The 23,691-nt window shown below is 72.0% G+C and carries 25 protein-coding genes; 9 read left to right on the plus strand and 16 right to left on the minus strand.

Annotated elements, in window-relative coordinates:
* Positions 1-28: 28 nt before the first annotated feature.
* From AB0G35_RS18770 to AB0G35_RS18795, 6 genes are all read right to left on the minus strand, one after another.
* Positions 29-382 (minus strand): helix-turn-helix domain-containing protein, encoded by a 354-nt coding sequence (locus AB0G35_RS18770; RefSeq protein ID WP_360950095.1) that lies wholly within the window; start codon positions 380-382, stop codon positions 29-31.
* A 269-nt stretch (positions 383-651) separates the two neighbouring features.
* Positions 652-1,218: an NAD(P)H-dependent oxidoreductase gene (locus AB0G35_RS18775; protein ID WP_360950098.1), complete on the minus strand. Its 567-nt coding sequence runs from the start codon at positions 1,216-1,218 to the stop codon at positions 652-654.
* Positions 1,219-1,520: 302 nt separating this feature from the next.
* Positions 1,521-1,952, minus strand: a complete 432-nt coding sequence (locus AB0G35_RS18780) for an ankyrin repeat domain-containing protein (RefSeq protein WP_360950101.1) — start codon at positions 1,950-1,952, stop codon at positions 1,521-1,523.
* Between the two features lie 304 nt (positions 1,953-2,256).
* A complete protein-coding gene (locus AB0G35_RS18785) occupies positions 2,257-3,252 on the minus strand; it encodes an asparaginase (protein ID WP_360950104.1) in 996 nt (331 codons plus the stop codon).
* An 83-nt stretch (positions 3,253-3,335) separates the two neighbouring features.
* The gene (locus AB0G35_RS18790) at positions 3,336-3,881 is read right to left on the minus strand and encodes an ABC transporter substrate-binding protein (protein WP_360950107.1); all 546 of its coding nucleotides are present in this window, start codon (positions 3,879-3,881) and stop codon (positions 3,336-3,338) included.
* A 25-nt stretch (positions 3,882-3,906) separates the two neighbouring features.
* Positions 3,907-4,206: a hypothetical protein gene (locus AB0G35_RS18795; protein WP_360950110.1), complete on the minus strand. Its 300-nt coding sequence runs from the start codon at positions 4,204-4,206 to the stop codon at positions 3,907-3,909.
* A gap of 125 nt (positions 4,207-4,331) precedes the next feature.
* Between AB0G35_RS18795 and dtd the strand changes: the two genes are divergently transcribed.
* On the plus strand, positions 4,332-4,757 hold the full coding sequence (gene dtd / locus AB0G35_RS18800) for a D-aminoacyl-tRNA deacylase (protein ID WP_360950113.1): 426 nt from the start codon (positions 4,332-4,334) through the stop codon (positions 4,755-4,757).
* Positions 4,758-4,957: 200 nt separating this feature from the next.
* Here the strand turns inward: dtd and AB0G35_RS18805 are convergent, their stop codons facing one another.
* The 3 genes from AB0G35_RS18805 to AB0G35_RS18815 all read right to left on the minus strand — a co-directional run bounded on the left by AB0G35_RS18805 (position 4,958) and on the right by AB0G35_RS18815 (position 7,363).
* A complete protein-coding gene (locus AB0G35_RS18805; RefSeq protein ID WP_360950116.1) occupies positions 4,958-5,938 on the minus strand; it encodes a folate-binding protein in 981 nt (326 codons plus the stop codon).
* A 44-nt stretch (positions 5,939-5,982) separates the two neighbouring features.
* Positions 5,983-6,420 carry a Fur family transcriptional regulator gene (locus AB0G35_RS18810; RefSeq protein ID WP_360950119.1) on the minus strand — a complete coding sequence of 146 codons (438 nt, stop codon included), beginning with the start codon at positions 6,418-6,420 and terminating at the stop codon, positions 5,983-5,985.
* Positions 6,421-6,775: 355 nt separating this feature from the next.
* Positions 6,776-7,363 carry an FABP family protein gene (locus AB0G35_RS18815; RefSeq protein ID WP_360950122.1) on the minus strand — a complete coding sequence of 196 codons (588 nt, stop codon included), beginning with the start codon at positions 7,361-7,363 and terminating at the stop codon, positions 6,776-6,778.
* 261 nt (positions 7,364-7,624) lie between these two features.
* Between AB0G35_RS18815 and AB0G35_RS18820 the strand changes: the two genes are divergently transcribed.
* The gene (locus AB0G35_RS18820) at positions 7,625-7,990 is read left to right on the plus strand and encodes a DsrE family protein (RefSeq protein WP_030414758.1); all 366 of its coding nucleotides are present in this window, start codon (positions 7,625-7,627) and stop codon (positions 7,988-7,990) included.
* 116 nt (positions 7,991-8,106) lie between these two features.
* Here AB0G35_RS18820 and AB0G35_RS18825 read toward each other — a convergent pair whose 3' ends face one another.
* The 7 genes from AB0G35_RS18825 to AB0G35_RS18855 form a co-directional block, all read right to left on the minus strand.
* On the minus strand, positions 8,107-8,337 hold the full coding sequence (locus AB0G35_RS18825) for a hypothetical protein (protein WP_360950389.1): 231 nt from the start codon (positions 8,335-8,337) through the stop codon (positions 8,107-8,109).
* A gap of 214 nt (positions 8,338-8,551) precedes the next feature.
* Positions 8,552-8,839: a DUF1416 domain-containing protein gene (locus AB0G35_RS18830; protein WP_030812677.1), complete on the minus strand. Its 288-nt coding sequence runs from the start codon at positions 8,837-8,839 to the stop codon at positions 8,552-8,554.
* A gap of 41 nt (positions 8,840-8,880) precedes the next feature.
* Positions 8,881-9,726 carry a sulfurtransferase gene (locus AB0G35_RS18835; RefSeq protein WP_360950125.1) on the minus strand — a complete coding sequence of 282 codons (846 nt, stop codon included), beginning with the start codon at positions 9,724-9,726 and terminating at the stop codon, positions 8,881-8,883.
* Between the two features lie 216 nt (positions 9,727-9,942).
* Positions 9,943-10,050, minus strand: a complete 108-nt coding sequence (locus AB0G35_RS18840) for a putative leader peptide (RefSeq protein ID WP_351531855.1) — start codon at positions 10,048-10,050, stop codon at positions 9,943-9,945.
* A gap of 245 nt (positions 10,051-10,295) precedes the next feature.
* The gene (locus tag AB0G35_RS18845; protein ID WP_360950128.1) at positions 10,296-10,997 is read right to left on the minus strand and encodes a DUF2993 domain-containing protein; all 702 of its coding nucleotides are present in this window, start codon (positions 10,995-10,997) and stop codon (positions 10,296-10,298) included.
* Positions 10,998-11,210: 213 nt separating this feature from the next.
* Positions 11,211-12,386: a hypothetical protein gene (locus AB0G35_RS18850; protein WP_360950131.1), complete on the minus strand. Its 1,176-nt coding sequence runs from the start codon at positions 12,384-12,386 to the stop codon at positions 11,211-11,213.
* Between the two features lie 10 nt (positions 12,387-12,396).
* Positions 12,397-12,642, minus strand: a complete 246-nt coding sequence (locus AB0G35_RS18855; protein ID WP_360950392.1) for a MoaD/ThiS family protein — start codon at positions 12,640-12,642, stop codon at positions 12,397-12,399.
* A 208-nt stretch (positions 12,643-12,850) separates the two neighbouring features.
* On the opposite strand from AB0G35_RS18855, the gene AB0G35_RS18860 reads away from it, so the two are divergent.
* From AB0G35_RS18860 to AB0G35_RS18890, 7 genes are all read left to right on the plus strand, one after another.
* A complete protein-coding gene (locus AB0G35_RS18860) occupies positions 12,851-14,584 on the plus strand; it encodes an ABC transporter ATP-binding protein (RefSeq protein ID WP_360950134.1) in 1,734 nt (577 codons plus the stop codon).
* 113 nt (positions 14,585-14,697) lie between these two features.
* Positions 14,698-16,599, plus strand: a complete 1,902-nt coding sequence (locus AB0G35_RS18865) for an ABC transporter ATP-binding protein (protein ID WP_360950395.1) — start codon at positions 14,698-14,700, stop codon at positions 16,597-16,599.
* Positions 16,600-17,007: 408 nt separating this feature from the next.
* Positions 17,008-17,706, plus strand: coding sequence for a DUF3800 domain-containing protein (locus AB0G35_RS18870; RefSeq protein ID WP_360950137.1), 699 nt, complete (start codon positions 17,008-17,010; stop codon positions 17,704-17,706).
* Positions 17,707-17,751: 45 nt separating this feature from the next.
* Entirely contained in the window at positions 17,752-20,001 is a 2,250-nt protein-coding gene (locus AB0G35_RS18875) for a hypothetical protein (protein ID WP_360950140.1), read from the plus strand.
* 619 nt (positions 20,002-20,620) lie between these two features.
* On the plus strand, positions 20,621-21,475 hold the full coding sequence (locus AB0G35_RS18880; protein ID WP_360950143.1) for a response regulator transcription factor: 855 nt from the start codon (positions 20,621-20,623) through the stop codon (positions 21,473-21,475).
* A 24-nt stretch (positions 21,476-21,499) separates the two neighbouring features.
* The gene (locus AB0G35_RS18885; RefSeq protein WP_360950146.1) at positions 21,500-22,525 is read left to right on the plus strand and encodes a LacI family DNA-binding transcriptional regulator; all 1,026 of its coding nucleotides are present in this window, start codon (positions 21,500-21,502) and stop codon (positions 22,523-22,525) included.
* Between the two features lie 109 nt (positions 22,526-22,634).
* Positions 22,635-23,675: a trypsin-like peptidase domain-containing protein gene (locus AB0G35_RS18890; RefSeq protein ID WP_360950149.1), complete on the plus strand. Its 1,041-nt coding sequence runs from the start codon at positions 22,635-22,637 to the stop codon at positions 23,673-23,675.
* The last annotated feature ends 16 nt before the right edge of the window (positions 23,676-23,691 follow it).

Below are 23,691 nucleotides of genomic sequence, written 5' to 3' on the forward strand. Positions count from 1 at the left end.
GGAGCGGCCAGGGCGGCCCCAACGCGCCCTACGCCGGGTGCCGTTGGCTGTAGGTGGCCGCCAGGTGGGGCATATGGGTGGTGCCCCAGGCGCCGAGCGGGGCCAGTGCCTCGTTGAGGGAGCGACCGGCCTCGGTGAGGGAGTATTCGACCCTCGGGGGCACCTGGGCGAAGGTCTCGCGGTGCACGATGCCGTCGGCCTCCAGCTCGCGCAGCTGCTGGGTCAGGACCTTCTCGGTGATCTTCGGCAGGCTCCGGCGCAGTTCGCCGAACCGCTGTGGGCGCTCGGCCAGCGCCCACAGCAGCAGTACCTTCCATTTGCCGCCGATGACGTCCACCGCGGCATCCAGCCCGCATTCGTACGGCTTGTTGCGTGCGTTCATCCTGCAGCCCCCTGACGCGGCGCGCGCCGCGGACGTTCTCTGATGGGAGCAAGTATCCAGGCCGGGGTGGTCGATGGGTGATCGATGAATCTCGATCAGGATTCTCTCAGGGGCCCATACGTTGAAGCGGAGCCCAGACAGCCCGGATGGCCCAGATAGCCCGAGACCGGATAGCCCGGATAGCCCGGATAGTCCGGATAGCCCGGACGGCCCGGGGGAGGCCCCGAGTGGTGACGTCTCCCTCGGGGGCGTGGCCTCGTCCGGCGTTCCTAGCCCCCGTAAGGGCGCGTCGTGCGGGCCTCGCGGAGGGCCAGGGCCCACCACTCCAGCTGGCGGAGCAGGGCGGCGGCGGCCTTTTCGGCGGGGGCCGGGTCGTGCAGCCGGCCCTCGTTGTCGAAGAGGTTGCCGGCCAGCGCGAAGCTCACCGTTTCGCGCACGGTCGTCGCGTGCAACTCGGCGAAGACCAGGCGCAGTTGCTCGACGGCGCGGAGACCGCCGGAGATCCCGCCGTACGAGACGAAGCCGACCGGCTTGGCCTGCCACTGCGGGAACAGCAGGTCGATGGCGTGCTTGAGCGGGGCCGGGAAGGAGTGGTTGTACTCCGGGGTGATCACCACGAACGCGTCCGCCTGCTCCACGCGCTTGGCGAAGGACTCGTACTCCTCGCTGCCGTGGCGCAGCTCGTACGGGCGGACCTCGGCCAGATCGATCACGTCGAGGTCGACATGGGCGTGGGTCTCCGCCTGCCGGGTGAACCAGTTCGTGACGACGGGCGCGAACCGGCCCTCCCGGGTGCTGGCGACGATCACTGCGAGGCGGTAGGTGTGCTCGGACATGCGGGTCCTCCGTGGCGGGGTGGCCGGGTCGGTGGACGGCGGGATTCGTCGTCAGGACCCGACGCTAGGACCTCAAGCAAAGTTGAGGTCAAGCGTCGCCGGATCGCCGTCCCGCAGACCACTGCCCGCTGCCGTGGAGGCCGCCCGGGCACCGCAACGGCATCCGGGCCGAGACCACTTCACGCCGATCGCTCCCCGCCGATCGCCCCGCGGCAGTCACTCCACCTCGCTCACTCCCTCCCTCCCCGCTCACGCCCCACCCCGGTCACTCCCCCGTCACTCCCCCCGTCACTCCATCCCCATCACTCCGCCCCGAACAGCTTCAGCAGCTCCGTCTTCTGGAACATCTGCGCCGTCTCGATCGCCGACGGTGCGCCCGCCGACGGGTCGGCCCCGTGTGCCATCAGCACCTTGACGACCTCGTCGTCGCCCTTGAACACCGCACCGGCCAGCGGCGTCTGGCCGCGGTCGTTGGGGCGGTTGGGATCGGCGTCGCGCTGCAGCAGCGCCTCCACCGTGGCCGGGTGGCCGTGGTACGCCGCCAGCATCACGAGCGAGTCGCCTTTGTCGTTCGTCAGGTTGGCGGGCACGCCGGCGTCCACGTACGCGGCGACGGTGTCGGTGTCTCCGTGCCGCGCCAGATCGAACACCTTGGACGCGAGCTGCAGTACCTCGGGGTCATGTGCATGCTCGATCGACTCGGGCCCCTGCGGCTGGGAATTCGCGTCGCTCATGGTCGCCGGCCTCCTGCTGTCGTGGGTGGTACGTGCCTGATCAGTGCGGGATGAACGTGCGATACCTGCGCGGCACCCGCGTGCACTTGTCCTTGCACCTGGCCCTGCACTTGTCCCTGCACCTGTTCCTGAACCTGTTCCCGGACCTGTTCCCGGACCTGTTCCCGGACCTGTTCCTGCACTGTCATCGCCACTTTATGCAGGCCACCGCCCGTCCGGCAGCGCCAGCGCACCCGGCGCCGGCGCCACCTCAGGGCAGTCGGCGCCGGCCCGCCGCGTCAGAACGCCGCGTCAGAACGCCGCCTCAGAACGCCGCGCGGATCTCGCCCACCCGGGCCCCGCCACCCAGCAGCGGGACCTCCGCCAGACGGGACAGCACCGGTGCGTCGACGCCCATCAGGCGGAGGGTACGGGCGAGGACCGGGCCGAGGGCGCGGCCGGCACCGTCGTCGATCTTGAAGGCGAGCGCCCGGCCGTCCGGCAGGGCCACCGCCTGGACCGCCTCGGCGCCCATCTTCGACAGGGTGCCGGGCAGCTCCTGCATCAGCCAGGTGTCGGGGCGGCGGGTGCCGGCGACGTACTCCGGGTGGGCGCGCATCGCGTCCGCCACCTGCCGCTCCGGCGTGCCCGGGTCCGCCAGGACGAAGTGCCGGAAGGCCCGGGCCAGGCCCGTCAGGGAGAGGGAGAGCAGCGGGGCGCCACAGCCGTCCGTACCGACGTGCGTGACGTCCTCGCCGCTCGCACCGTGCACGGCCTCGGCCACCAGCTGCTGCAGCGGATGCGCCGGGTCCAGGTACGACGCCAGCGGCCAGCCGTTGGCCGCCGAGGCGGCGAGCATCGCGGTGTGCTTGCCCGAGCAGTTCATGGTCAGCCGGTCGCGGACCTGGCCCGCGGCGAGGTAGGACTCCGCCTCCTCCGGGTCCAGCGGCAGGTCGGGCGGCGTCTGGAGCTGGTCGGCGGTCAGTCCGTGCTCGGCCAGCATGGTCCGGACGAGATCGAGGTGGAAGGCTTCGCCGGAGTGGCTCGCGGCGGCCAGCGCCAGCCGCTCGCCGGACAGCTCAAGGCCCGCCCGCAGTACGGCCGCGGCCTGCATCGGCTTGTTCGTGGAACGCGGGAAGACCGGTGCGGCCACATCGCCCAGCGCCGTCTCGACGCTGCCGTCCGCCGCCAGCACCACCAGCGAGCCGCGGTGCCGGCCCTCGACGAAACCGGAGCGCACGACCTCGACGAGGACGGGGGAGACGGTCTCCGGGGAGCGGGGGGTCGGTACGGATATCGGGGTGGGCGAGGACGAGGTCATCGGCGGCCTTCCGGACGGGGACGGGACCGACCCGCGCCCGGGAGGCTCGTGGCCTGTCAGGACGGCAGGTCGTCTACTTGTCGTTAGGACAGCAGGTCGTCTACCTGCGCTTCGCCCTCACGGTACCTGCGGGCGATTTCCGCACTGCATTCGTCGGTGGTGCGCTGCAGTGACTGGCGGCGCTGCGAGACCTGGCGTTCGTAGCGGATCAGCCGGCCCATCGCCTCGTGCAGCTCCTGGTCGGTGCGCGCGGTGAGGTCGGACAACTCCACCTCGCCGAGCATCTCGTCCGCCATCCTGCGGTACTCCTCGCTGTGCGGCGTGCCGAGCGTCACGTGGCGGGCCGACGAGCGGTGCCGCGACGGCAGGTCCGTGAGGATCTCCGGCAGCCGGTCCAGCAGCGGGGATTGCTGGGCGCTACGGCGGGCGATCTCGGCCCGCAGGATGTCGATCCGGCCCTGCAGCAGCCGCCGCAGATAACTCAGATCGGCCTCCTCCTGCTGCGAGTCGCGGCGTACGACGCGCAGCTCGGGCAGCCCCAGCCCGGAGAGATCGGGTGTGGTGGCCGGGCGGCAGCGGTCGCGCTGCTGCGGGGGGCGGGGGTGCTGCGCCTGGCCTGCCTGGAGCATGGGGCCGTCCTTGGTGCCGGCCGGCTCACCGGGAGCCGCTGCCGTGGTCGTCGTGGTGGCTGTGGTGGAGGTGGTGGGGGATGCGGTGGTGGCGGTCGTCGACGCGGTGGGGGCCGCCGGGGCAGCGGGTGCCGGCCGCCCGGTGCCGGACGCGGTGGCGGCCGGTGCCGGTGGTTCGGCCGGTTTCGTACGGGCACTCGGTGTCGTTCGGGCGGTCGATGTCGTACGGGCGCTCGGTACGGGACCGGGTGTCTGTCCGGCGCCGGCAGTGCTCATGAATGGTTCCGTCCCCTCGTCCGGGCCGCGTCCAGGGCATGTTGTCCATGAAACGCACCACGTGCACGCATCGTGCCACTCTGTGCGGTCCTTCTGCAGGGCCATGGCACCCGAACGGCCCCCGTGGGGGCACGGCTGTCCGAAGCCGCGGCGCCGCCCGGCATGATGGCGGGTATGCGAGCCGTGGTGCAGAGAGTTGACGGCGCCCGCGTCGACGTGGCGGGCGAGACGGTCGGGGAGATCGTCGGGGAAGGGCTGTGCGTGCTGGTGGGCGTCACCCACGACGACACCCCGGAGAAGGCGGCACAGCTCGCCCGCAAGCTGTGGTCGGTGCGGATCCTGCAGGGCGAGAAGTCCTGCTCGGACACCGGGGCACCGCTGCTGGTGATCAGCCAGTTCACTCTCTACGGTGACGCGCGCAAGGGCCGCCGTCCCACCTGGAACGCCGCGGCCCCCGGCCCGGTCGCCGAACCACTGGTCGACGAGGTCGTCGCCCAGCTGCGCGCGCTGGGCGCCCACGTGGAGACCGGCCGCTTCGGCGCGCAGATGAAGGTCTCGCTGACGAACGACGGGCCGTTCACGGTGTTGGTCGAGGTCTGAGGGGCGGGCGGGTACTCCCGGCAGCGGCGGGGCAGGGCGGGTACTCCGGGAAGTGGCGGGCCAGGGCGGGTATTCCCGGGCTCCCCACCGGCTTTCCCCCCCGCAGCTCCCCCTCCGCAGCTCCCGCAGTCCCCGCAGCCCCGGCGTCCCCGCAGGCGTCCCTGTATCCCCGGCGTCCTCCCCGCAGTCGCCGGCGTCCCCTACGGCTCCACCACCACCTCCTGGGCCGCCGCGGTGCCGCCCGCGAGGAGGGCGGCGTCCACCGGGACGTTGCGCTTGACCAGGGCCAGGGCGATGGGGCCGAGTTCGTGGTGGCGGGCCGAGGTGGTGACGAAGCCGAGTTGGCGGCCCTCCTCGCCGTCGGCGGCCAGGCGTACCGGGGCGCCGTGCGGGGGCAGGTGCACCTCGCTGCCGTCCAGGTGCAGGAAGACCAGCCGGCGTGGCGGCTTCCCCAGGTTGTGGACCCGGGCGACGGTCTCCTGACCGCGGTAGCAGCCCTTCTGGAGGTGGACGGCGGTGCCGATCCAGCCGAGTTCGTGCGGGATGGTGCGGTGGTCGGTCTCCAGGCCGAGCCGCGGGCGGTGCGCCTCGACGCGCAGCGCCTCCAGCGCCAGTACGCCGATCGCCGGGCCGTGGGCGTCCGCGAACGCCGACAGCTCCGCACGCGGCAGGAACAGATCACGGCCGTGCGCGGTCTCGCGGACGACGGTGCCCTCGGGGGCCTCGGTGATGGACCCGGCCGGCAGGTGGACCACCGCGATGTCGTCGGTGCGGTCGGCGATCTCGACCCGGTAGAAGAACTTCATGCTCTCCAGGTAGGCGATCAGCGCCTCCTGGCCACCCGGCTCGGTGTGCATCCACGTCGTTTCCCCGTCGTCGACGAGGTACACCGCATGCTCGATGTGGCCGTGCGCGGAGAGGATCAGCGCCTCCGTGGCGTGCCCGGGCGGGAGTTCGCTGACGTGCTGGGTGAGCAGCAGATGCAGCCAGCTCAGCCGCTCGGGGCCGCTGACGGCCACCACGCCGCGGTGCGAGAGGTCCACGAAGCCGGTGCCGTCGGCGAGGGCGCGCTGCTCCCGGAACAGGTCGCCGTAGTGCGCGGCAACGCCTTCGTCGGGGGCCTCGGCGGGGACGGCGCCGGGCAGCGACAGCAGCGGGCTGACGGGTGATTGTCGCAGCATGGGGCCAGCCTACGACGCGTTCGAGGCTTTCCGCCGGGGTGGCCTCAGCCCTCGTCCCCGCCGGACTTGGCGCGGCAGTCCGCACACCGGCCGAAGATCGCGAAATGCTTCATGTCGGTGTCGAAGCCGAACTGTTCGCGCAGCGTCGCGGTGAACGGCGCGGCCACCGACAGATCCGCCTCGATGACCTCGGTGCAGTCCCGGCACACCAGGTGGATGTGGTGGTGCCGGTCGGCGAGGTGGTACGTGGGCGCGCCGTGGCCGAGGTGGGCGTGGCTGACCAGGCCCAGCTCCTCCAGGAGCTCCAGGGTCCGGTAGACCGTGGAGATGTTCACGCCGCCGGCCGTCTTGCGCACCTCGGTGAGGATGTCGTCCGGGGTGGCGTGTTCCAGCCTGTCCACGGCCTCCAGGACGAGCTGCCGCTGTGGGGTCAGGCGGTACCCGCGCTTGCGGAGGTCGCTCTGCCAGTCGGTGGTCACCACACCGCCAGTGTAGGAGGAGGTACGGCAGCGGGGTACGCACCGCATCGGTCACCTTCCCGGACGCCGGGCGGCCGACCGGCAGTTCGACGGGCGCCGGCAGCACCCACGAGGCCGGGCCCGCCCACGCCAGGTCGACCCACATCGGGCGCACCCCGCCAGCAGGACCGCGCCCGCCGGCAGGGCGACCGTCAGCACCCCGCGGCGTCCCCCCGCAGTCCACGGCGAGTGGTGCGGAACGTGCGCCGCCGCGGGCTACCGGACGTGCGGAAGGGGCTTCCACTCACCGTTGCGGGTCAGCGCGGGACTCTCACCGGACTTTCCCGCGGGGGCGCGTCACGTTTTTCGTGCGGGCAGGTCAGCCCTGGTAAGGAGTGCCGTCGGGGTTGAAGAAGGAGACCCCGTCCGGCATGTCGTCGGGCAGGCTCTCGGCCCACTCCTTCAGGTCGGCGACCTTCTTCAGGTGCGCGGACATGTACGGCCGCAGCGGCACGTCCGGGGTCGACTTCTCGCCGACCCACATCAGGTCGCTGTTGACGTAGCCGTAGAGCCGCTTGCCGCCGTTGTACGGGCCGGCCGACGCGGTCCGTGCGATGGCGTCGGTGGCCAGGTCGATCTGCGGCTTCTGGTCGGCCAGCTCGCCGTACCAGACCTCGACGACGCCCTGGTCCCGGATCATCACGACCTCGACCTTGCGGTCCGCGTCGATGCGCCAGTAGCCGCTCTCGCTCTCCAGCGGGCGGACCTTCTTGCCCTCGGAGTCGAGCACCCAGCTGTGCGAGGTGTACTCCAGGAAGTCACGGCCGTCGTGGGAGAAGGTGACCTCCTGCCCGAAGTTGCACTTCTCGGTACCGGGGAAGTCGGCGACGCCGGCGCCCTCCCAGTTGCCGAGGAGGAAGGCGAGCGGCACCAGGGCCGGGTTCAGGTCGGAGGGGATCTCGATCATGAGAGCTCAGGCGATCTGTAGAGAGGGGAAAGGGGTGTCCGCGTGCGTCAGCGCTGGCCCTGGTACAGCTTCGCCCAGGTCAGACCGGCGAACGCGATCACGCCGACGGCGACCAGAACCAGCAGGGTGGTGAAGAATGCCTCAAGCACGGGCGCGCTCCTTGGACGGAGTGAGGGACTAACGGACCGCTTGCGAGTCTAGTCGGCGGCTTGGGCCACGGCGCTGTGAGGTCTCCCGCCCGCCCGCGCCTACTCTTGCCCCATGGCGAAGAAGCTCGTGATCAAGGTGACGGCGGGGGCGGATGCGCCCGAGCGGTGCTCGCAGGCGTTCACGGTGGCGGCGGTGGCGGCGGCCAGCGGCGTCGAGGTGTCGCTGTGGCTGACCGGGGAATCGGTGTGGTTCGCGCTGCCCGGGCGGGCGGCGGAGTTCGAGCTGCCGCACGCCGCCCCGCTGCCGGAGCTGATCGACGGCATCCGTGCGGGCGGCGGCGCGATCACGGTCTGCACGCAGTGCGCGGCCCGGCGCAACATCGAGCAGAAGGACCTGATCGAGGGCGCGGGCATCGCCGGGGCCCAGGTCTTCGTCAGCGAGATCATGCCGGACGACGTGCAGGCGCTGGTGTACTGACCCTGGTGTACGGGCGCTGCTGTACTGACCTTGGTGTACGGGCGCTGGTGTACGAGCCCCGGTGCGCCGGCGTACCGACCGGGTGCCCCGGCCGCGCCCGGCGGGCCGGGGGAGGACTACCGCGGGTGCTTGTCGTCGCCGCGGTCGTCGAGCTCCCGCCACCAGCGGTCCGATTCCGGGTCGCCGGACTCGTCCCACCAGCGTTCGCCGGGCTCGCGGCGGTTGCCGATGATCGCCGCGACCGGCGGGATGACCATGGCGACCACGCACATCCCGACCGCGACCGGCACCGACCACAGCCGGACCACGCCCCAGGCCAGTACGAACAGCACGAGACAGGCGCCCATCAGCACGAAGTACCGGCGGTGACGGCGCTCTACGGGCGACCGGCGGTGCGTGTCCACGCTTCCACGGTAAGTCCGCGGGGGACCGGAAAGAAGCCGGGCCGCGGCCCGGTCGCCCGGGCCGGAGCAGCGCGAAGGGCCGCACCCCCGCCAAGGCGTCCAAGCCTCGGGGGTGCGGCCCTCGCGCCCGTACGGGAGGTACGGACAAGGGTCGCCGTCAGACGGCGATGGCGACCTCCGCCAGCCCGCCCTTCTGGGCGACGACGGTGCGGTCCGCGGTGGCGCCGGGGACGAGCGCGCGCAGCGTCCAGGTGCCCTCGGCCGCGTAGAAGCGGAACTGTCCGGTCGCGGAGGTGGGAACCTCGGCGGTGAACTCGCCGGTGCTGTCCAGGAGTCGGACGTAACCGGTGACGGGCTGGCCGTCGCGGGTCACGCTGCCCTGGATCGTGGTCTCACCGGGCTTGATGGTCGAGGCGTCCGGGCCGCCGGCCTGTGCTCCACACATGGGGTACTTCCTTGAGGGGTTCGGGGGAGAAGAAGCCTTGTTTACTTGTTGGCGCCGAGCTCGATCGGGACGCCGACCAGCGAGCCGTACTCGGTCCAGGAGCCGTCGTAGTTCTTGACGTTGGTCTGGCCGAGCAGCTCGTGCAGCACGAACCAGGTCAGCGCGGAGCGCTCACCGATCCGGCAGTAGGCGATGGTGTCCTTGGTGAGGTCGACCGACTCCTTCTCGTAGAGGGCCTTGAGCTCCTCGTCCGACTTGAAGGTGCCGTCGTCGTTGGCGTTCTTCGACCACGGGATGTTGCGGGCGCTGGGCACGTGGCCGGGGCGCTGCGACTGCTCCTGCGGCAGGTGCGCGGGGGCGAGCAGCTTGCCGCTGAACTCGTCGGGGGACCGGACGTCGACCAGGTTCTTGGCGCCGATCGCGGCGACGACGTCGTCACGGAAGGCGCGGATGGAGGTGTCCTGGGCCTTGGCCTTGTACTCGGTGGCCGGGCGCTGGGGGACCTCGGAGCCGTCGACCAGGTCGCGGGAGTCCAGCTCCCACTTCTTGCGGCCGCCGTCGAGCAGCTTGACGCTGTCGTGGCCGTAGAGCTTGAAGTACCAGTACGCGTAGGAGGCGAACCAGTTGTTGTTGCCGCCGTAGAGGACGACGGTGTCGTCGTTGGCGATGCCCTTGGCCGAGAGCAGCTTCTCGAAGCCCGCCTGGTCGACGAAGTCACGGCGGACCGGGTCCTGGAGGTCCTGCTTCCAGTCGATCCGGACCGCGTTCTTGATGTGGTTCTTGTCGTAGGCCGAGGTGTCCTCGTCGACCTCGACGATCACGACCTTCGGGTCATCGAGGTGGGCCTCGACCCAGTCGGCGTCCACGAGGACGTCGCTACGGCTCATGTTCTTCTCCTCCGGGGCAGTTACGGGGGCGGTTGGGGAAGTGGCACGCGGGTACGCCGGGCGCGCGCCGGAGGCTTCCGGACGGCCCATGACGATCGTCGGGGCGCCGGAGCGGCGCGGTGCGGGGGACACGCGGGGGATTCGGCCGGAGCGGCCGGCCGGCCGGGCGAGGGAACACCCCGTGCTCTCGCGGAGCTTGGGGGAGGGGCGTACCCGTCAGACAGGGCGACAGAGCATGGCGGCGACGCGGCACAGGTCCACTGCCCGCCGCTTCGTGAGGACCGCCAGTCCCCGCGGACGGGAACGGCTCAATGCGCTCTGCATGGCACCGATCGTAGGGACGCGGAGCCGGGCATGTCACCGGCGTGTCAAATGGCGAGACGCGTCTGTCCGTGATGTGGGACGCGTGGCCGGAACGGGCAGGTCCGGCCCGGGTGCCGGAGGCCGTCCGAGGGTGGGGGGTCTGGCGTTCGGACCCGGGCGTCTCAGGAAATGGACGGCCGGGTGGTCGCCGGGGGGTCGGTCCGGGCGGCGGGCCGGTGGGGCGGCCCGCTCGCGGGGCGCCCGGGTCAGCCGGGAAGCTTGACGTCCGTGCCGGAGGCGGAGATCGACAGCCCGTCGGCCCGCGTCGCCACCTTGTCCAGCTTCAGATTGCCCGGCAGCTGGTCCAGCTTCCAGTCGTGGTCGGTCTGGGCCCGCACCTTCGCCTCGCAGCCCGGCAGCGCCCGGCACATCGCGGGCAGCCCGTCGGCGCGCAGCCGCACGGTGTCGCCGTGGACGATGGTGATCGAGCCGGTCACGTCCAGCGAGCTGAGGAGCGGCAGCTTCGGCGAGATCTTGACCTGGCTGCGGCCGTTCTTCTCCCCGCCGTAGCTGATCTTCACGTCAGCGCCCGCGGCCTTGGTGAGGTCCGCATACGTGATCCGGGCGTTGCCGGTGGCCGTGGCCGCGCTCTCGATGGACATGTAGTCGCTGGTCAGCGCCACGTCGTGGAACTGCGCCGAGAGCTTGTCGATGCGCAGCGCGTGCCCGCCGGCGCGGGCCTCGATCCCGCCGAGCTCGGCGTCCACCTCCTGCAGATCGCGCCCGGCGACCTGGGTCAGGAACGGGAAGCCCTTGATGGTGACCTCCGGGTTCCGGTCGAGCCCCTGACTGCTGCGGATCTTCTCCGCCGCCTTGTCCTCGACGAGATTCACCGCCACCCGGTCGGCGGCCACGAACAGCCCGCTGAATATGACCACGAGGACCAGCAGCACCTTCAGTGCACGCATCGAACCACTACCCCCACACTGGGCCGGCACTGCCCGGCCGGCCCGTCGCTCGGCGCGCAGGCCCCCTGCCTGCGCGCCGGACAGACCTTGGGTCTGCCCGGTGGGGAGACCCTAAACGACCCCCTCCCCCAAAGGGGAGCGGCGGCCGCGGGCGGGCGCGAGAAGCGCTCGCCGTGCGGCCGCCGCTGCGGATCGGCGCGGGTTCCGTTCCGGCTAGCCCAGGGCCCGGCCCAGGACGTACACCGCGGGGGCGGCGAGGGCCAGGGGGAGGGCCACACCGGCCGTCATGTGGACGAAGCGGGAGGGGTAGTCGTAGCTGGCCACCCGCAGGCCGATCAGGGCGCAGCCGCCGGCCGCCAGGCCCAGCACGGCCCCGGACGTGCCCAGGCCGGTCAGCTGGCCGGCCGCGATCCCGGCGCCGGCCGCGGCCACCAGGGAGATCCCCACCGAGACGAACGAGGGCAGCGGGAGCGCCCGGGCGAGCGTGGCCACCCCGACCGCGGCGGCGCCGACGACCACCGCGTGCGGGTTCGCGGCCAGGTGGCCGGCCGCGAGCACCGCCAGTGCGGTCGAGGTCAGGCCCGCGGTCAGCGCGTACATCCGCTCGTCCGCGCTGCTGCGGTTGCGCAGCTGGAGGATCAGGACCAGCAGGCACCACACGCCGAGCGTGCCGATGCCGACCAGGGGCGCGCTCGCGGGGTCCGTGGCCAGCAGCGCCGCGTCGGTGGCCAGCCCGGCCAGGAACGCCAGCGCGATGCCCTGGCGGGCCGGCCACATGCCGTTCAGCCGGAACCAGCCGGCCGCGGTGACCGCCTGGAGGAGCACCACCGGCACCGCGAGCACCGGCCGGGCCAGCGGCGCGGTCAGCGCCAGCAGCAGCGCCAGTACGGCGGTCAGCGCGGCCGGCTGGATGCCCGGCGGGATGATCGGCGAGCGGCCCTCCAGGCGGGCGCGCTGGTTGGGCTTGAGCGGGGCGTCGGGCAGCGAGGGCGGGGCGGCCGCCATGGTGGCGGTCGCGGCCGGCTGCCGGTCGGGCAGCGGCGCGGCGGGCGCGGGCGGCTCGGCCCCGGGCCGGTCCTGGCCGTATCCGGGCTGTCCGTATCCGGGCTGTCCGTACGGGTCGCCGTAGGCGGCCTGGGGGTCGTGCGGTGCGGCGGCCGGTGGGGGGCCCGGCTGCCCGTAAGGGGCGTGCCCGCCGTACTGCTGCTGATAGGGCTCGGGCTGCCCGTACGGGGCCGGCCGCCCGTAGGCGTCCTGCGGGGCGTAGGGCCCCGGCTGCCCGTAGGGGTCCTGGGGGGCGTACGGGTCCTGGAGGGCGTACGCGTCCTGCGGGGCGTACGGGTCGTGCGGCTGGTACGGGTGGTGGCCCTGCGGCTGGTGCTCGCTCATGATCGGCTGCTCACCCTCCCGCGAACGGCGGCAGGACCTCGACGGTGCCGCCCTCGGCGAGCGGCACCAGGGCGTGGTCACGGGTGCCCACCGGATCGCCGTCCACCAGGAACGAGCAGCGCATCAGCACGCGCGCGAACTCGGGGTTCGCGGCGTGCGCGGCGCGCGCCGCGTCGAGCGCCTCGGCGAGCGTCGCCGCCGCATAGGGCTCCTCTGCCGTGCCCGCGGCGGCCTTGGCCGCGGCCCAGTAGCGCACGGTGCCAGTTGTTGTCACGGCGGCCTCTTCGTCGTGTCGGTCGGGGGACCGCCCTCGGTGGCGGCGGCCCCGTCGTTGCCGCCTCCATGATGGCGTACGCGGCGGCCGCGGCCGTCCGGGACGGGTGCCGGTGACGGCTTTCGTCCCGCTCCCGGCGGCCTTCCGGAAAATCGATTGCCGAAGGCAAGTGTTCACTTAGGCTCATTGTGTGTTGGTACGACTCGCGCGGGCGCATTTGCGGCCCTACAGGCGCTCGATGACCCTGATCGTGCTGCTCCAGCTGATCCAGACCCTGGCCACCCTCTACCTCCCCACTCTCAACGCCGACATCATCGACAACGGTGTCGTGCAGGGGGACACGGGCTACATCTTCCGCACCGGCGGTTTCATGATCGCCGTCACCCTGCTGCAGATCGTCTGCGCCATCGGTGCCGTCTACTTCGGCGCGCGCACGGCCATGGCCCTCGGCCGGGACGTCCGCGCCGCGGTCTTCGACCGGGTGCAGTCCTTCTCCGCCCGCGAGGTCGGCGCCTTCGGCGCCCCGTCGCTGATCACCCGTACCACCAACGACGTCCAGCAGGTCCAGATGCTGGTCCTGATGACGTTCACGATGATGGTCTCCGCGCCGATCATGTGCGTCGGCGGCGTCGTCATGGCCCTCAATCAGGACGTGCCGCTGTCCGGCCTCCTGCTGGCCATCGTCCCGGCCCTCGGGATCCTCGTCTCACTGATCGTGCGCCGGATGCGGCCGCTCTTCCGCGGCGTGCAGGAGCGCATCGACACCGTCAACCGCGTGCTGCGCGAGCAGATCACCGGCATCCGCGTGATCCGCGCCTTCGTCCGGGACCGGCACGAGCGTGAGCGCTTCGCCGGGGCCAACACCGACCTCTACGACGTCTCGCTCCGCGCCGGCCGGCTGATGTCGATGATGTTCCCGCTGGTCATGCTGATCGTGAACCTCTCCAGCGTGGCCGTCGTCTGGTTCGGCGGGCTGCGCATCGACAGCGGCGGGATGCAGATCGGCGCGCTGACGGCCTTCCTCAGCTACCTGATGTACATCCTCATGTCGATCATGATGGCGACGTTCATGGTCATGATGCTGCCGCGCGCCGAGGTCTGCGCCGAGCGCATCCAGGAGGTGCTGGGCACGGACTCCAGCGTCGTCCCGCCGCAGCACCCGGTCACCACCCTGCGCCGCCGCGGCGAACTGGAGCTCCGCAACGTCGAGTTCCGCTTCCCCGGCGCCGAGCAGCCGGTCCTCAAGGACATCTCACTGACCGCCCGCCCCGGGGAGACCACCGCCGTCATCGGCTCCACCGGCAGCGGCAAGTCCACCCTCCTCGGGCTGGTGCCCCGGCTCTTCGACGCGACCGGCGGCACGGTCCTCGTCGACGGCGAGGACGTCCGCACCCTCGACCCGGAGACCCTGGCCGGGGCCATCGGCCTGGTCCCGCAGAAGCCGTACCTCTTCTCCGGCACGGTGGCCAGCAACCTCCGCTACGGCAACCCGGACGCCACCGACGACGAACTGTGGCACGCGCTGGAGATCGCCCAGGCCCGGGAGTTCGTCGAGGGGATGGCGGGCGGTCTGGACGCGCCGGTCGCGCAGGGCGGCTCCAACGTCTCCGGCGGCCAGCGGCAGCGGCTGGCGATCGCCCGCGCGCTGGTCCGCCGGCCCGAGATCTACCTCTTCGACGACTCGTTCTCCGCGCTGGACTACGCCACGGACGCCGCGCTGCGCGCCGCGCTCGCCCGCGAGACCGACCGGGCGACGGTGGTGATCGTCGCCCAGCGGGTCGCCACGATCCGCGGCGCCGACCGGATCGTGGTGCTGGACGAGGGCCGCATCGTGGGCACCGGCACCCACACCGAGCTGATGGCCGACAACGAGACCTACCGGGAGATCGTGCTCTCCCAGCTCACCGAGCAGGAGGCGGCGTGACCACCGCGGACAAGGGGACGGCCACCCGCGCCGACGCCCCGGCGGCCACCGAGGGGACTCCCACGGCGGCCCCGAGACGAGGGCCGGCCCCGGCGGCCGGCCCGGCCCGCTTCATGGGCGGCCAACCCACCGAGAAATCCATGGACTTCAAGGGCTCGGGCACCCGCCTGCTGGCCCAGATGCGGCCCGAGCGCGGCATCATGTCCGTCGCCCTGCTGCTGGGCGTGGCGAGCGTGGCGCTGACCGTCGTCGGCCCCAAGGTCCTCGGCCACGCCACCGACCTGATCATGTCCGGCATCATCGGCCGCCGGCTGCCCGAGGGGATCACCAAGGCGCAGGCCGTGGCCCGGCTGCGGGCGCACGGCCAGGGCGGGCTGGCCGACATGCTGGGCGCCATGCCGTTCGTGCCCGGCCACGGCATCGACTTCGGCGCGGTCGGCACGGTCCTGCTCTGGACCGCCCTGATCTACGCCGGGGCCTCGCTCTTCGGGTTCGTCCAGGCCCGGATCGCCACCAAGGTCGTCCAGCGGACCGTCTTCCGGCTGCGCGAGCAGGTCGAGGAGAAGCTCGGCCGGCTGCCGCTCAGCTACTTCGACAAGCAGCAGCGCGGTGAGGTCCTCTCCCGGGCCACCAACGACATCGACAACATCCAGCAGACGCTGCAGCAGACCCTCAGCCAGATCGTGAACTCGCTGCTGACCATCGTCGGCGTGCTCGCCATGATGTTCTGGATCTCCTGGCTGCTGGCGTTGGTCGCGCTGGTCACCGTCCCGGTCTCGGTGGTCGTCGCCACCAAGATCGGCAAGCGGGCCCAGCCGCAGTTCGTCCAGCAGTGGAAGACCACCGGCAAGCTCAACGCCCACATCGAGGAGATGTACACCGGCCACAGCCTGGTCAAGGTCTTCGGCCGGCAGAAGGAGTCCGCCGCGCTCTTCCGCGAGCAGAACGAGGCGCTCTACGCGGCCGGCTTCCGGGCCCAGTTCATCTCCGGCATCATCCAGCCCGCGATGATGTTCATCGGCAACCTGAACTACGTGCTGGTCGCGGTGGTCGGCGGGCTGCGCGTCGCCTCCGGGGCGCTGTCCATCGGTGACGTCCAGGCGTTCATCCAGTATTCCCGCCAGTTCAGCCAGCCGCTGACCCAGGTCGCCTCCATGGCCAACCTCGTCCAGTCCGGCGTCGCCTCCGCCGAGCGGGTCTTCGAACTCCTCGACGCCCGGGAGCAGGACCCGGACCCGGAGCGGCCGGCCCGCCCCGAACGCGTCCGCGGCCACGTCGAGTTCGAGTCCGTGTCGTTCTCCTACGCCGAGGACAAGCCGCTGATCGAGGACCTGTCGCTGGCCGTCCACCCCGGCCAGACCGTCGCCATCGTCGGCCCGACCGGCGCCGGCAAGACCACCCTGGTCAACCTCCTGATGCGGTTCTACGAGGTGCGCGGCGGCCGGATCACCCTGGACGGCGTGGACATCGCCGCGATGTCCCGCGAGGAGCTGCGCGCCCACATCGGCATGGTCCTCCAGGACACCTGGCTCTTCGGCGGCACGATCGCGGAGAACATCGCCTACGGCGCGCCGGCGGGCACGCCGATGGACAAGATCGTGGCGGCCGCGAAGGCCACCCATGTCGACCGCTTCGTGCGCACCCTCCCCGACGGCTACGACACCGTCCTCGACGACGAGGGCAACAACGTCTCCGTCGGCGAGAAGCAGCTGATCACCATCGCCCGGGCCTTCCTCGCCGAGCCGGCCATCCTGGTCCTCGACGAGGCCACCAGCTCGGTCGACACCCGTACCGAGGTCCTCATCCAGCACGCGATGGCCCAACTCCGGTCCGGGCGCACCAGTTTCGTGATCGCGCACCGCCTCTCCACGATCCGGGACGCCGACACCATCCTCGTCATGGAGAACGGCGCCATCGTCGAACAGGGCTCCCACGACGCCCTGTTGGCGGCCGACGGGGCCTACGCCCGGCTGTACGCGGCCCAGTTCGCCGAGGCGGTGGCGGAGGCCGACTGACCCGGCCGCGCGCCGGTCGCTCCTCTACCGCATCCGCGCCCGTATGACCTGCGAGTAAACCCAACTCCCCCCGGGGATTGCGGATTTATGTGTAGGTCATACGGGCGCGCCGCTATGGTGTGGTCAACACGTCACGCACGGCGACGATGTGCTGCACGGGGTCCGGGAATCGTCCTGGACGCCGTCTGCCCGCAGGGGGGTTCCCGTAGGGGAGCCGACGGGCGACGGCTGCTGCTCGGGGTGAGTGGTGCCTCCCATGAGGCCTGATCCGCCGCGGAGCGCGTACCCGGACGCTCGCTGCCGCGCTGCACGTGCGCGTGGTGAGAGGGAACGCTCCATGCCAAGAGGGTGCGGACGATGGCGTGCGCACGGCGCCTCAATGCGGCCCGGTACGGGAGACGGCTTTTCATGGCCACCAAGGAGTCCGCCGCGCCCTTGCGGATCATCTACGGCGACGATGCCGGCGACGCCCGCACGATCACGGCGTTCGCCTCGTTGTCCGTCCACCTCGACGACCTCGCGGCCGCCAAACAGGAGCTGCTGCGGTTCCGCGCCTCCCTGGAGGAGGACCCCGCCCTGCGCCTGCCGATCCACGCCTCGCTGCACGCCCAGGACCTCGCCGCGGGCCGCGGCCGCCACCTCTACCGCCCCGGGCTGACCGGCGCGGCCCGCGCCGCCCACCTGGCCGACTGCCGCGGGGTGATCCGCCGCGGCCTGGAAACCGTCGCCGGCATCCCCCGGGCGCGGGTGACCGCCGTCTACCGCGAGACCGACGACTACGGACGCGACCGCCCGGCCCTCCAGCGCGCCTGGCTGACCCGGATCAACGCCGAACTCGCCGCCGCGGACGAATACGGTGTGGTGATCGTCGACGGCGACGGGACCGACACCTGCCTGGTCGACGCCTACCACGAGCTGCCCGCGCACGACCGCCGCATCAAGGGCGTCCCGCTCTTCGAGTCGGCCCGTATCAACTACTTCCTGCAGGCCGCCGACCTGCTCGCGTACGCCGCCTACCAGAGCGTGGCCAAGCGCCCGGAGCGGGAGTTCATGCAGGACTGGTTTCCCGCCACCCTGCCGTGGGCCGACGGCCCCACCGCGCGGTGACCCGTGCCGGCCGGTCCGCAACCAGCGAAGAACGACGGAGGGTTCATGTCGAAGTCCGAGGCGCGCGCGCCGATCACCGTGGAGTGGGGCAAGGAACAAGTCGTGGTGTCCGACGTCGCGCGGGAGCTGCCGAGCGCCTCGCACGTCGACGACCGGATGAAGCTGGTGAAGGCCGGACAGGAGAGCGCGCTGGCCTCGCTCCCCGAGGACGCCTGGCACGCGGTCGCGCGCGCGTCGGTCGCCCCGGGACTGGTCGCCGTGCAACTGCGGCAGCCGGGCGGCTCGGACGGCAGCCTGCTCCTGGAGGAGCACGTCGACGGTGCCACCCTCCGCTCCGTGCACACGCGGGTGTGGCTGACCGAGCTGTTCCCGGGCATCCAGCCGCGCACCGGCCAGGAGGTGCTGGACGTCGATGATCCCCAGGTCACCGGCATGGACGCGGACGGGCGGCCGCAGGCGATCCTGCGCTACGAGTACCGGGACCTCGCCCATCTCCGGCAGCACATCTGGCAGACCGTCCACGCCACGTTGAACATCAACTCCTACGAGGAGTCGATCCTGGCCCGGCGGGTGACCCGGGCGCTGATCGTGCACCCGGTCGTCATCGCCTTCACCGACGGCACCGAGCCGGTGCACGCGCTGGTGGCCAGGGACGGCATCACCCGGCTGGCCAGCGCCTGGAAGGTGATGGCCGGCTCGGGAGCCACGACGGAAGCAGCGGCCGAGGCGGCGACCGAGGCGCTGCTCGCCGAGCGCAAGCAGCCGGCCAACGAGCCGCTGAAGTCGCGGACCCAGCGGTGGGCGCTGGGCCGGGAGCTGCGGCGTGAGCTGCTGCGGGAGGAATTCGTCAGGGAGTCGGGCGGCGTGGTGCCCTCGCTGCGTGCCATCCAGATCGCGCAGACGTATGTGGTGCCGGCCCACATCGTCGTGGGAACACAGGCACACGAAGGCGGCATGCTGCCTGCTGCCGATGTCTTCGACGACGCGCTGCGCTCGATCCTCGCGTCGGTGCATGTGGAGTTCAAACCGTGGGACGCGGCGGCCCAGAACCTGGAGGTCGCCACCCGCGCGCTCAAGCTCGTCGTCCAGACCCGGGCGCGCGAGTGGGGCAACGAGGAGCAGCTGGGCGAGGTGTACGCGCTCGCGGTGGGCCGCCGCCCGGCCGCCGACACCCCGGCCATCTTCCGCGACCCGGGCATCCCCGGGACGCCGCTGTGGCGCGCCGTCTACCTCCTCCACGTGCTGACCCGGGCGGAGCTCTACGCCGAGCTGCGCGGGCGGGCCAAGGAGATCAAGAACGAGCGGCGGATGACCGCCAAGGGCTATGCGGGGCTCCTGGGCCCGGTGGTGGACGAGCCGTGGCGCGCGGAGAAGAAGGCGGCCGTCAAGCAGGCCCGGAAGGCCTGGAGCAACGGCGGTGTGCTGTGCAAGGCCGTGCTGTCCGGCGGCTGGATCCCGGTGCCGACGGAGGACTTCACCAGCCTGGTGGCGCCCGCCTTGAAGGGCGACGTCAACGCCCGCTGCACCCTCGCCCTGGCCGGCGGTACGGCCCTGATCGCGGACAAGCTGATCACCAGCAACGTCGGGTCGGCCCTGGGCACCCGCCGGGAGCCGGGGAAGGTGCCCTTCCGCGCCGATGCCCATCTCGTCGTCGGCGGCCTGGCCGCCGAGGGCAACGAACTCGGCCTGTGGACCCTGGCGCTGGCGGCGCAGCGGTTCGAAGCGGGCCGGCTGCCGCGCAACGCCGGTTCACGGCAGGAGTTCGGGCTGCCCGAGGAGGCGGCGGGGGACGGGACCTACCAGCACGTCGCGGTGGACCTGGCGGCTTCGGACCGGATCCGCCGGCACGGCGGGGACGAAGTGCCGCTGCTGCCCTGGGACGTCGTCTACGCGTCGGACGAGGCCAGGGCGCGCAAGACGATCGCGGACTCGATGCCGCCCACGCCCCCGCCGGCCGGCCCGGCCGGGGCGCGGCCCGGTGAGCGGGCGGACGAGGGGGAGTCCGCGACCGGGTCCGCGGCGGGGCAGGACGCCGGGGCGCCGGACGACCGTCCCGTCGGGGCGCGGATCGCCGATCAGCGCAGGGCGCTGGGACTCGCGCTGAGCGGCGCGGAGAACGCGCTCGCCAAGTTGCGCGAGCTGGGACAGGGCCGGACCTATCCGCCGCTGTTCACCGACGCCGACGAATGGCATGAGCTGCGCGAGGCCGCGATCCGCTTGCACCACCAGATCGACAACCACCGGCCGCCCTCGGAGGAGGAGCCGGTCGAGGACGGCAGCGGGACCGACGACTGAAGCGCGGGAGGTGTGCCGGTACGCGCACCCGTGCGCTCCCCGTGCGCTCCCCGGCCCCGGGAACGGCCGCCCGCCGACGGGCGTCGGGGATGCCGTGTCCCGGTACGTGGTCAGATCATGTCCGCATACCGGGACGATCCCGCGGTCGGCCCGAAGCGCTCCGGGGGCCGGACGCAGTGCTGGTGAGGACGGTGGTCGGGGGTCCCGGCGGGGGCTCTCCGGGGCCGCCAACTCGCCCGTGCGCGGGGCCGTTCAGGGGATTCGGCAGACCGTGATCCGGAGCCCGGTGGCCGTCAACGAGGACACGCGATGACCACTCGAAGTGATCGACAGAACACAAGAACGTGCAAAATCGGCCTCGGGTCCGGCACTCATCTGAGCTATTCTGCTGGGCAAGAAGGATCCGGGCAGCGTCGCCCCCGGGTCCTTTTGTGCTTTCAGCCGCGTTCCGCGCGGCTGTGAGACCCGTACGAAGCAGAGCCGCAGACACCCCGGCCGAGCCGGGAGAAGCCCCCGTCGCAGGGACCGAGGAGGAACCAGACGTCATGGGCGAGCGAAGCAGGCAGGACCGCGAGCAGAAGAGGATGCAACACCCCGAGAACCGGGTAGGTGGTCGCAGGTGAGTTCGCTCCTGCTGCTGACCAATGCACTCCAGCCGTCCACGGAGGTGCTCCCGGCGCTCGGGCTGCTGCTGCACAGCGTGCGGGTGGCCCCGGCCGAGGGCCCGGCACTCATCGACACCCCCGGCGCCGACGTCATACTGATCGACGGCCGCCGTGACCTTCCCCACGTGCGCTCCCTGTGCCAGCTGCTGCGGTCCACCGGCCCCGGCTGCCCGCTGATCCTGGTCGTCACCGAGGGCGGCCTGGCCGCCGTCACCGCCGACTGGGGCGTCGACGACGTCATGCTGGACACCGCCGGCCCCGCCGAGGTCGAGGCGCGGCTGCGGCTGGCGATGGGCCGCCAGCAGATCACCACCGACGACGGGCCGATGGAGATCCGCAACGGCGACCTGTCGGTGGACGAGGCCACCTACAGCGCCAAGTTGAAGGGCCGGGTGCTGGACCTGACCTTCAAGGAGTTCGAGCTGCTGAAGTACCTCGCGCAGCACCCGGGCCGGGTCTTCACCCGCGCCCAGCTCCTGCAGGAGGTCTGGGGCTACGACTACTTCGGCGGCACCCGGACGGTCGACGTCCACGTCCGCCGGCTGCGCGCCAAGCTCGGCCCCGAACACGAGTCCCTCATCGGCACGGTCCGCAACGTCGGCTACCGCTTCGTCACCCCCGAGAAGCCCGAGCGCTCCGCGGAGAACGGCGGCAAGGCCAAGGACGACGGGGCGAACGGGACGAAGCACGCGGATTCCGGCCGTACGGCGGACGCTGCGCGGACCCGCACCACGGGAGACGGCGACGGCCCGGACCCGGCGGTCGCCGCCACCGCGGACTCCGCAGGCCCACGGCCTGCCCGCAGGTAGGACCACCCGCGTAGACTGCCGCGCGTGGCCAAGGTGACGCGGGATGATGTGGCAAGACTGGCGGGGACGTCCACCGCCGTGGTCAGTTACGTCATCAACAACGGACCACGGCCGGTCGCCCCGGCCACGCGCGAGCGGGTGCTCGCCGCCATCAAGGAGCTCGGCTACCGGCCGGACCGCGTCGCGCAGGCGATGGCGTCCCGCCGGACCGACCTCATAGGCCTGATCGTGCCGGACACCCGGCAGCCGTTCTTCGCGGAGATGGCGCACGCCGTCGAACAGGCCGCCGCCGAGCGCGGAAAGATGGTGCTGGTCGGCAACGCCAACTACCTCGACGAGCGCGAGGTGCACTACCTCCGGGCGTTCCTCGGCATGCGGGTGGCCGGGCTGATCCTGATCAGCCAGGGCCCCAGTGAGCACGCCGCCGCCGAGATCGACGCCTGGGACGCCCGGGTGGTGCTGCTGCACCGCCGGCCGGACGCCATCGACGACGTCGCGGTGATGACCGACGACATCTGGGGCGCCCAGCTGGCGACCCGGCACCTGCTGGAGCACGGACACCCGTACGTCGCCTTCCTCGGCGGCACGGAGGAGACCCCGAAGTCCGGCGACCCGGTCACCGACCACGTCGAGGGCTGGCGGCGGGCCATGCTGGAGTCCGGCCGCTCCCCGGACGGCCACTACTACCAGGCCGCCTACAACCGCTACGACGCCTACCAGGTCGCGCTGAAACTGCTGGCCGGGCCGGAGCGGCCGCCGGCCATCATGTGCGCGACCGACGACCAGGCCATCGGCGTGCTGCGGGCCGCCCGCGAGCTGCGTATCGACGTGCCCGGCGAGCTTGCGGTGGCCGGCTTCGACGACGTCAAGGAGGCCGGGCTCACCGACCCGCCGCTGACCACCGTCGCCTCGGACCGCCAGGCGATGGCCCGGGCCGCGGTCGACCTGGTCCTGGACGACGGGCTGCGGGTGGTCGGCTCCCGCCGCGAGCGGCTGCGGCAGTTCCCGTCGCGGCTGGTCGTCCGGCGGTCGTGCGGCTGCGCCGGCTGACCGCACCCGACGCCGCACCCGACGCCTTTATGCCCGGCATATCTACTTCTGCCGGGTCTCTCACGGTGTTCTCAGACGGTTCTCATCCACCGGCCGCACAGTCATCACCATGACCGACAGCTACCGCCGAAGCGGCGATGAGATCCACCAGCAGGAGTACGCCCGGCAGTTCGCCCACGGGTCCGAGCGGGGTTTCCCGCCGCCGCCCCCGTACACACCCGGGCAGGGCGAGGCGGCAGGTGCGGCGGGTGCGCCGCGACGGGCCCGTAAGCCGGTCGCGCTGATCGCGGCGGTCGCGCTCGCCTCCGGCCTCATCGGGGGCGGCAGCGCGGCACTGATCGCCGGCGCGACCACGCACGCCGCCCAGAACACCGTCGGCACCCCCCTGGTCAACGCCGGCAAGAACAGCGGCAGCGGCGTCTCGGCGGTGGCCAAGGCGGTCAGCCCGTCGATCGTGGAGATCAAGGCGCGCACCACGGACGGGGTCTCCACCGGCTCCGGCGTCGTGCTCACCAGCGGCGGCGAGATCATCACCAACAACCACGTGGTCGCCGGTGCCGACACGGTCCGGGTGACCTTCAGCGACGGCAGCCGGAAGACCGCCGAGGTCGTCGGCACCGACCCCGACAAGGACCTGGCACTGATCAAGGTCCAGGGGGCCAAGGGGCTCACCCCGGCCTCCCTCGGCGACTCCGACAAGATCGCGGTCGGCGACGGCGTGGTGGCGATCGGCTCGCCGGAGGGCCTGACCGGCTCGGTGACCAGCGGTATCGTCTCCGCCCTCAACCGGGACGTGACCGTCCCCAAGGAGAACGGCGGCCGGGGCCGGCAGGGGGCACCGGACGACCGCGGCGGCTGGCCGTTCGAGTTCGGCGGCAACCAGTACAACGGCGACACCGGCTCCTCGAAGACCTCGTACAAGGCGATACAGACCGACGCCTCGCTCAACCCCGGCAACTCCGGCGGCGCCCTGATCAACCTCCAGGGCCAGATCATCGGCATCAACTCCGCGATGTACTCGCCGACTTCGGCCAACAGCAGCACCGCGGGCAGCGTCGGCCTGGGCTTCGCCATCCCGATCAACACCGTCAAGGCCGACCTCGACTCGCTGCGCGGCGGCGGCAGCGGCGGAAGCAACAGCGGCGTCTGACGCGCCCGCCCCCGCC

Source organism: Streptomyces sp. NPDC021749, from assembly GCF_040640655.1.
Lineage (GTDB): Bacteria > Actinomycetota > Actinomycetes > Streptomycetales > Streptomycetaceae > Streptomyces.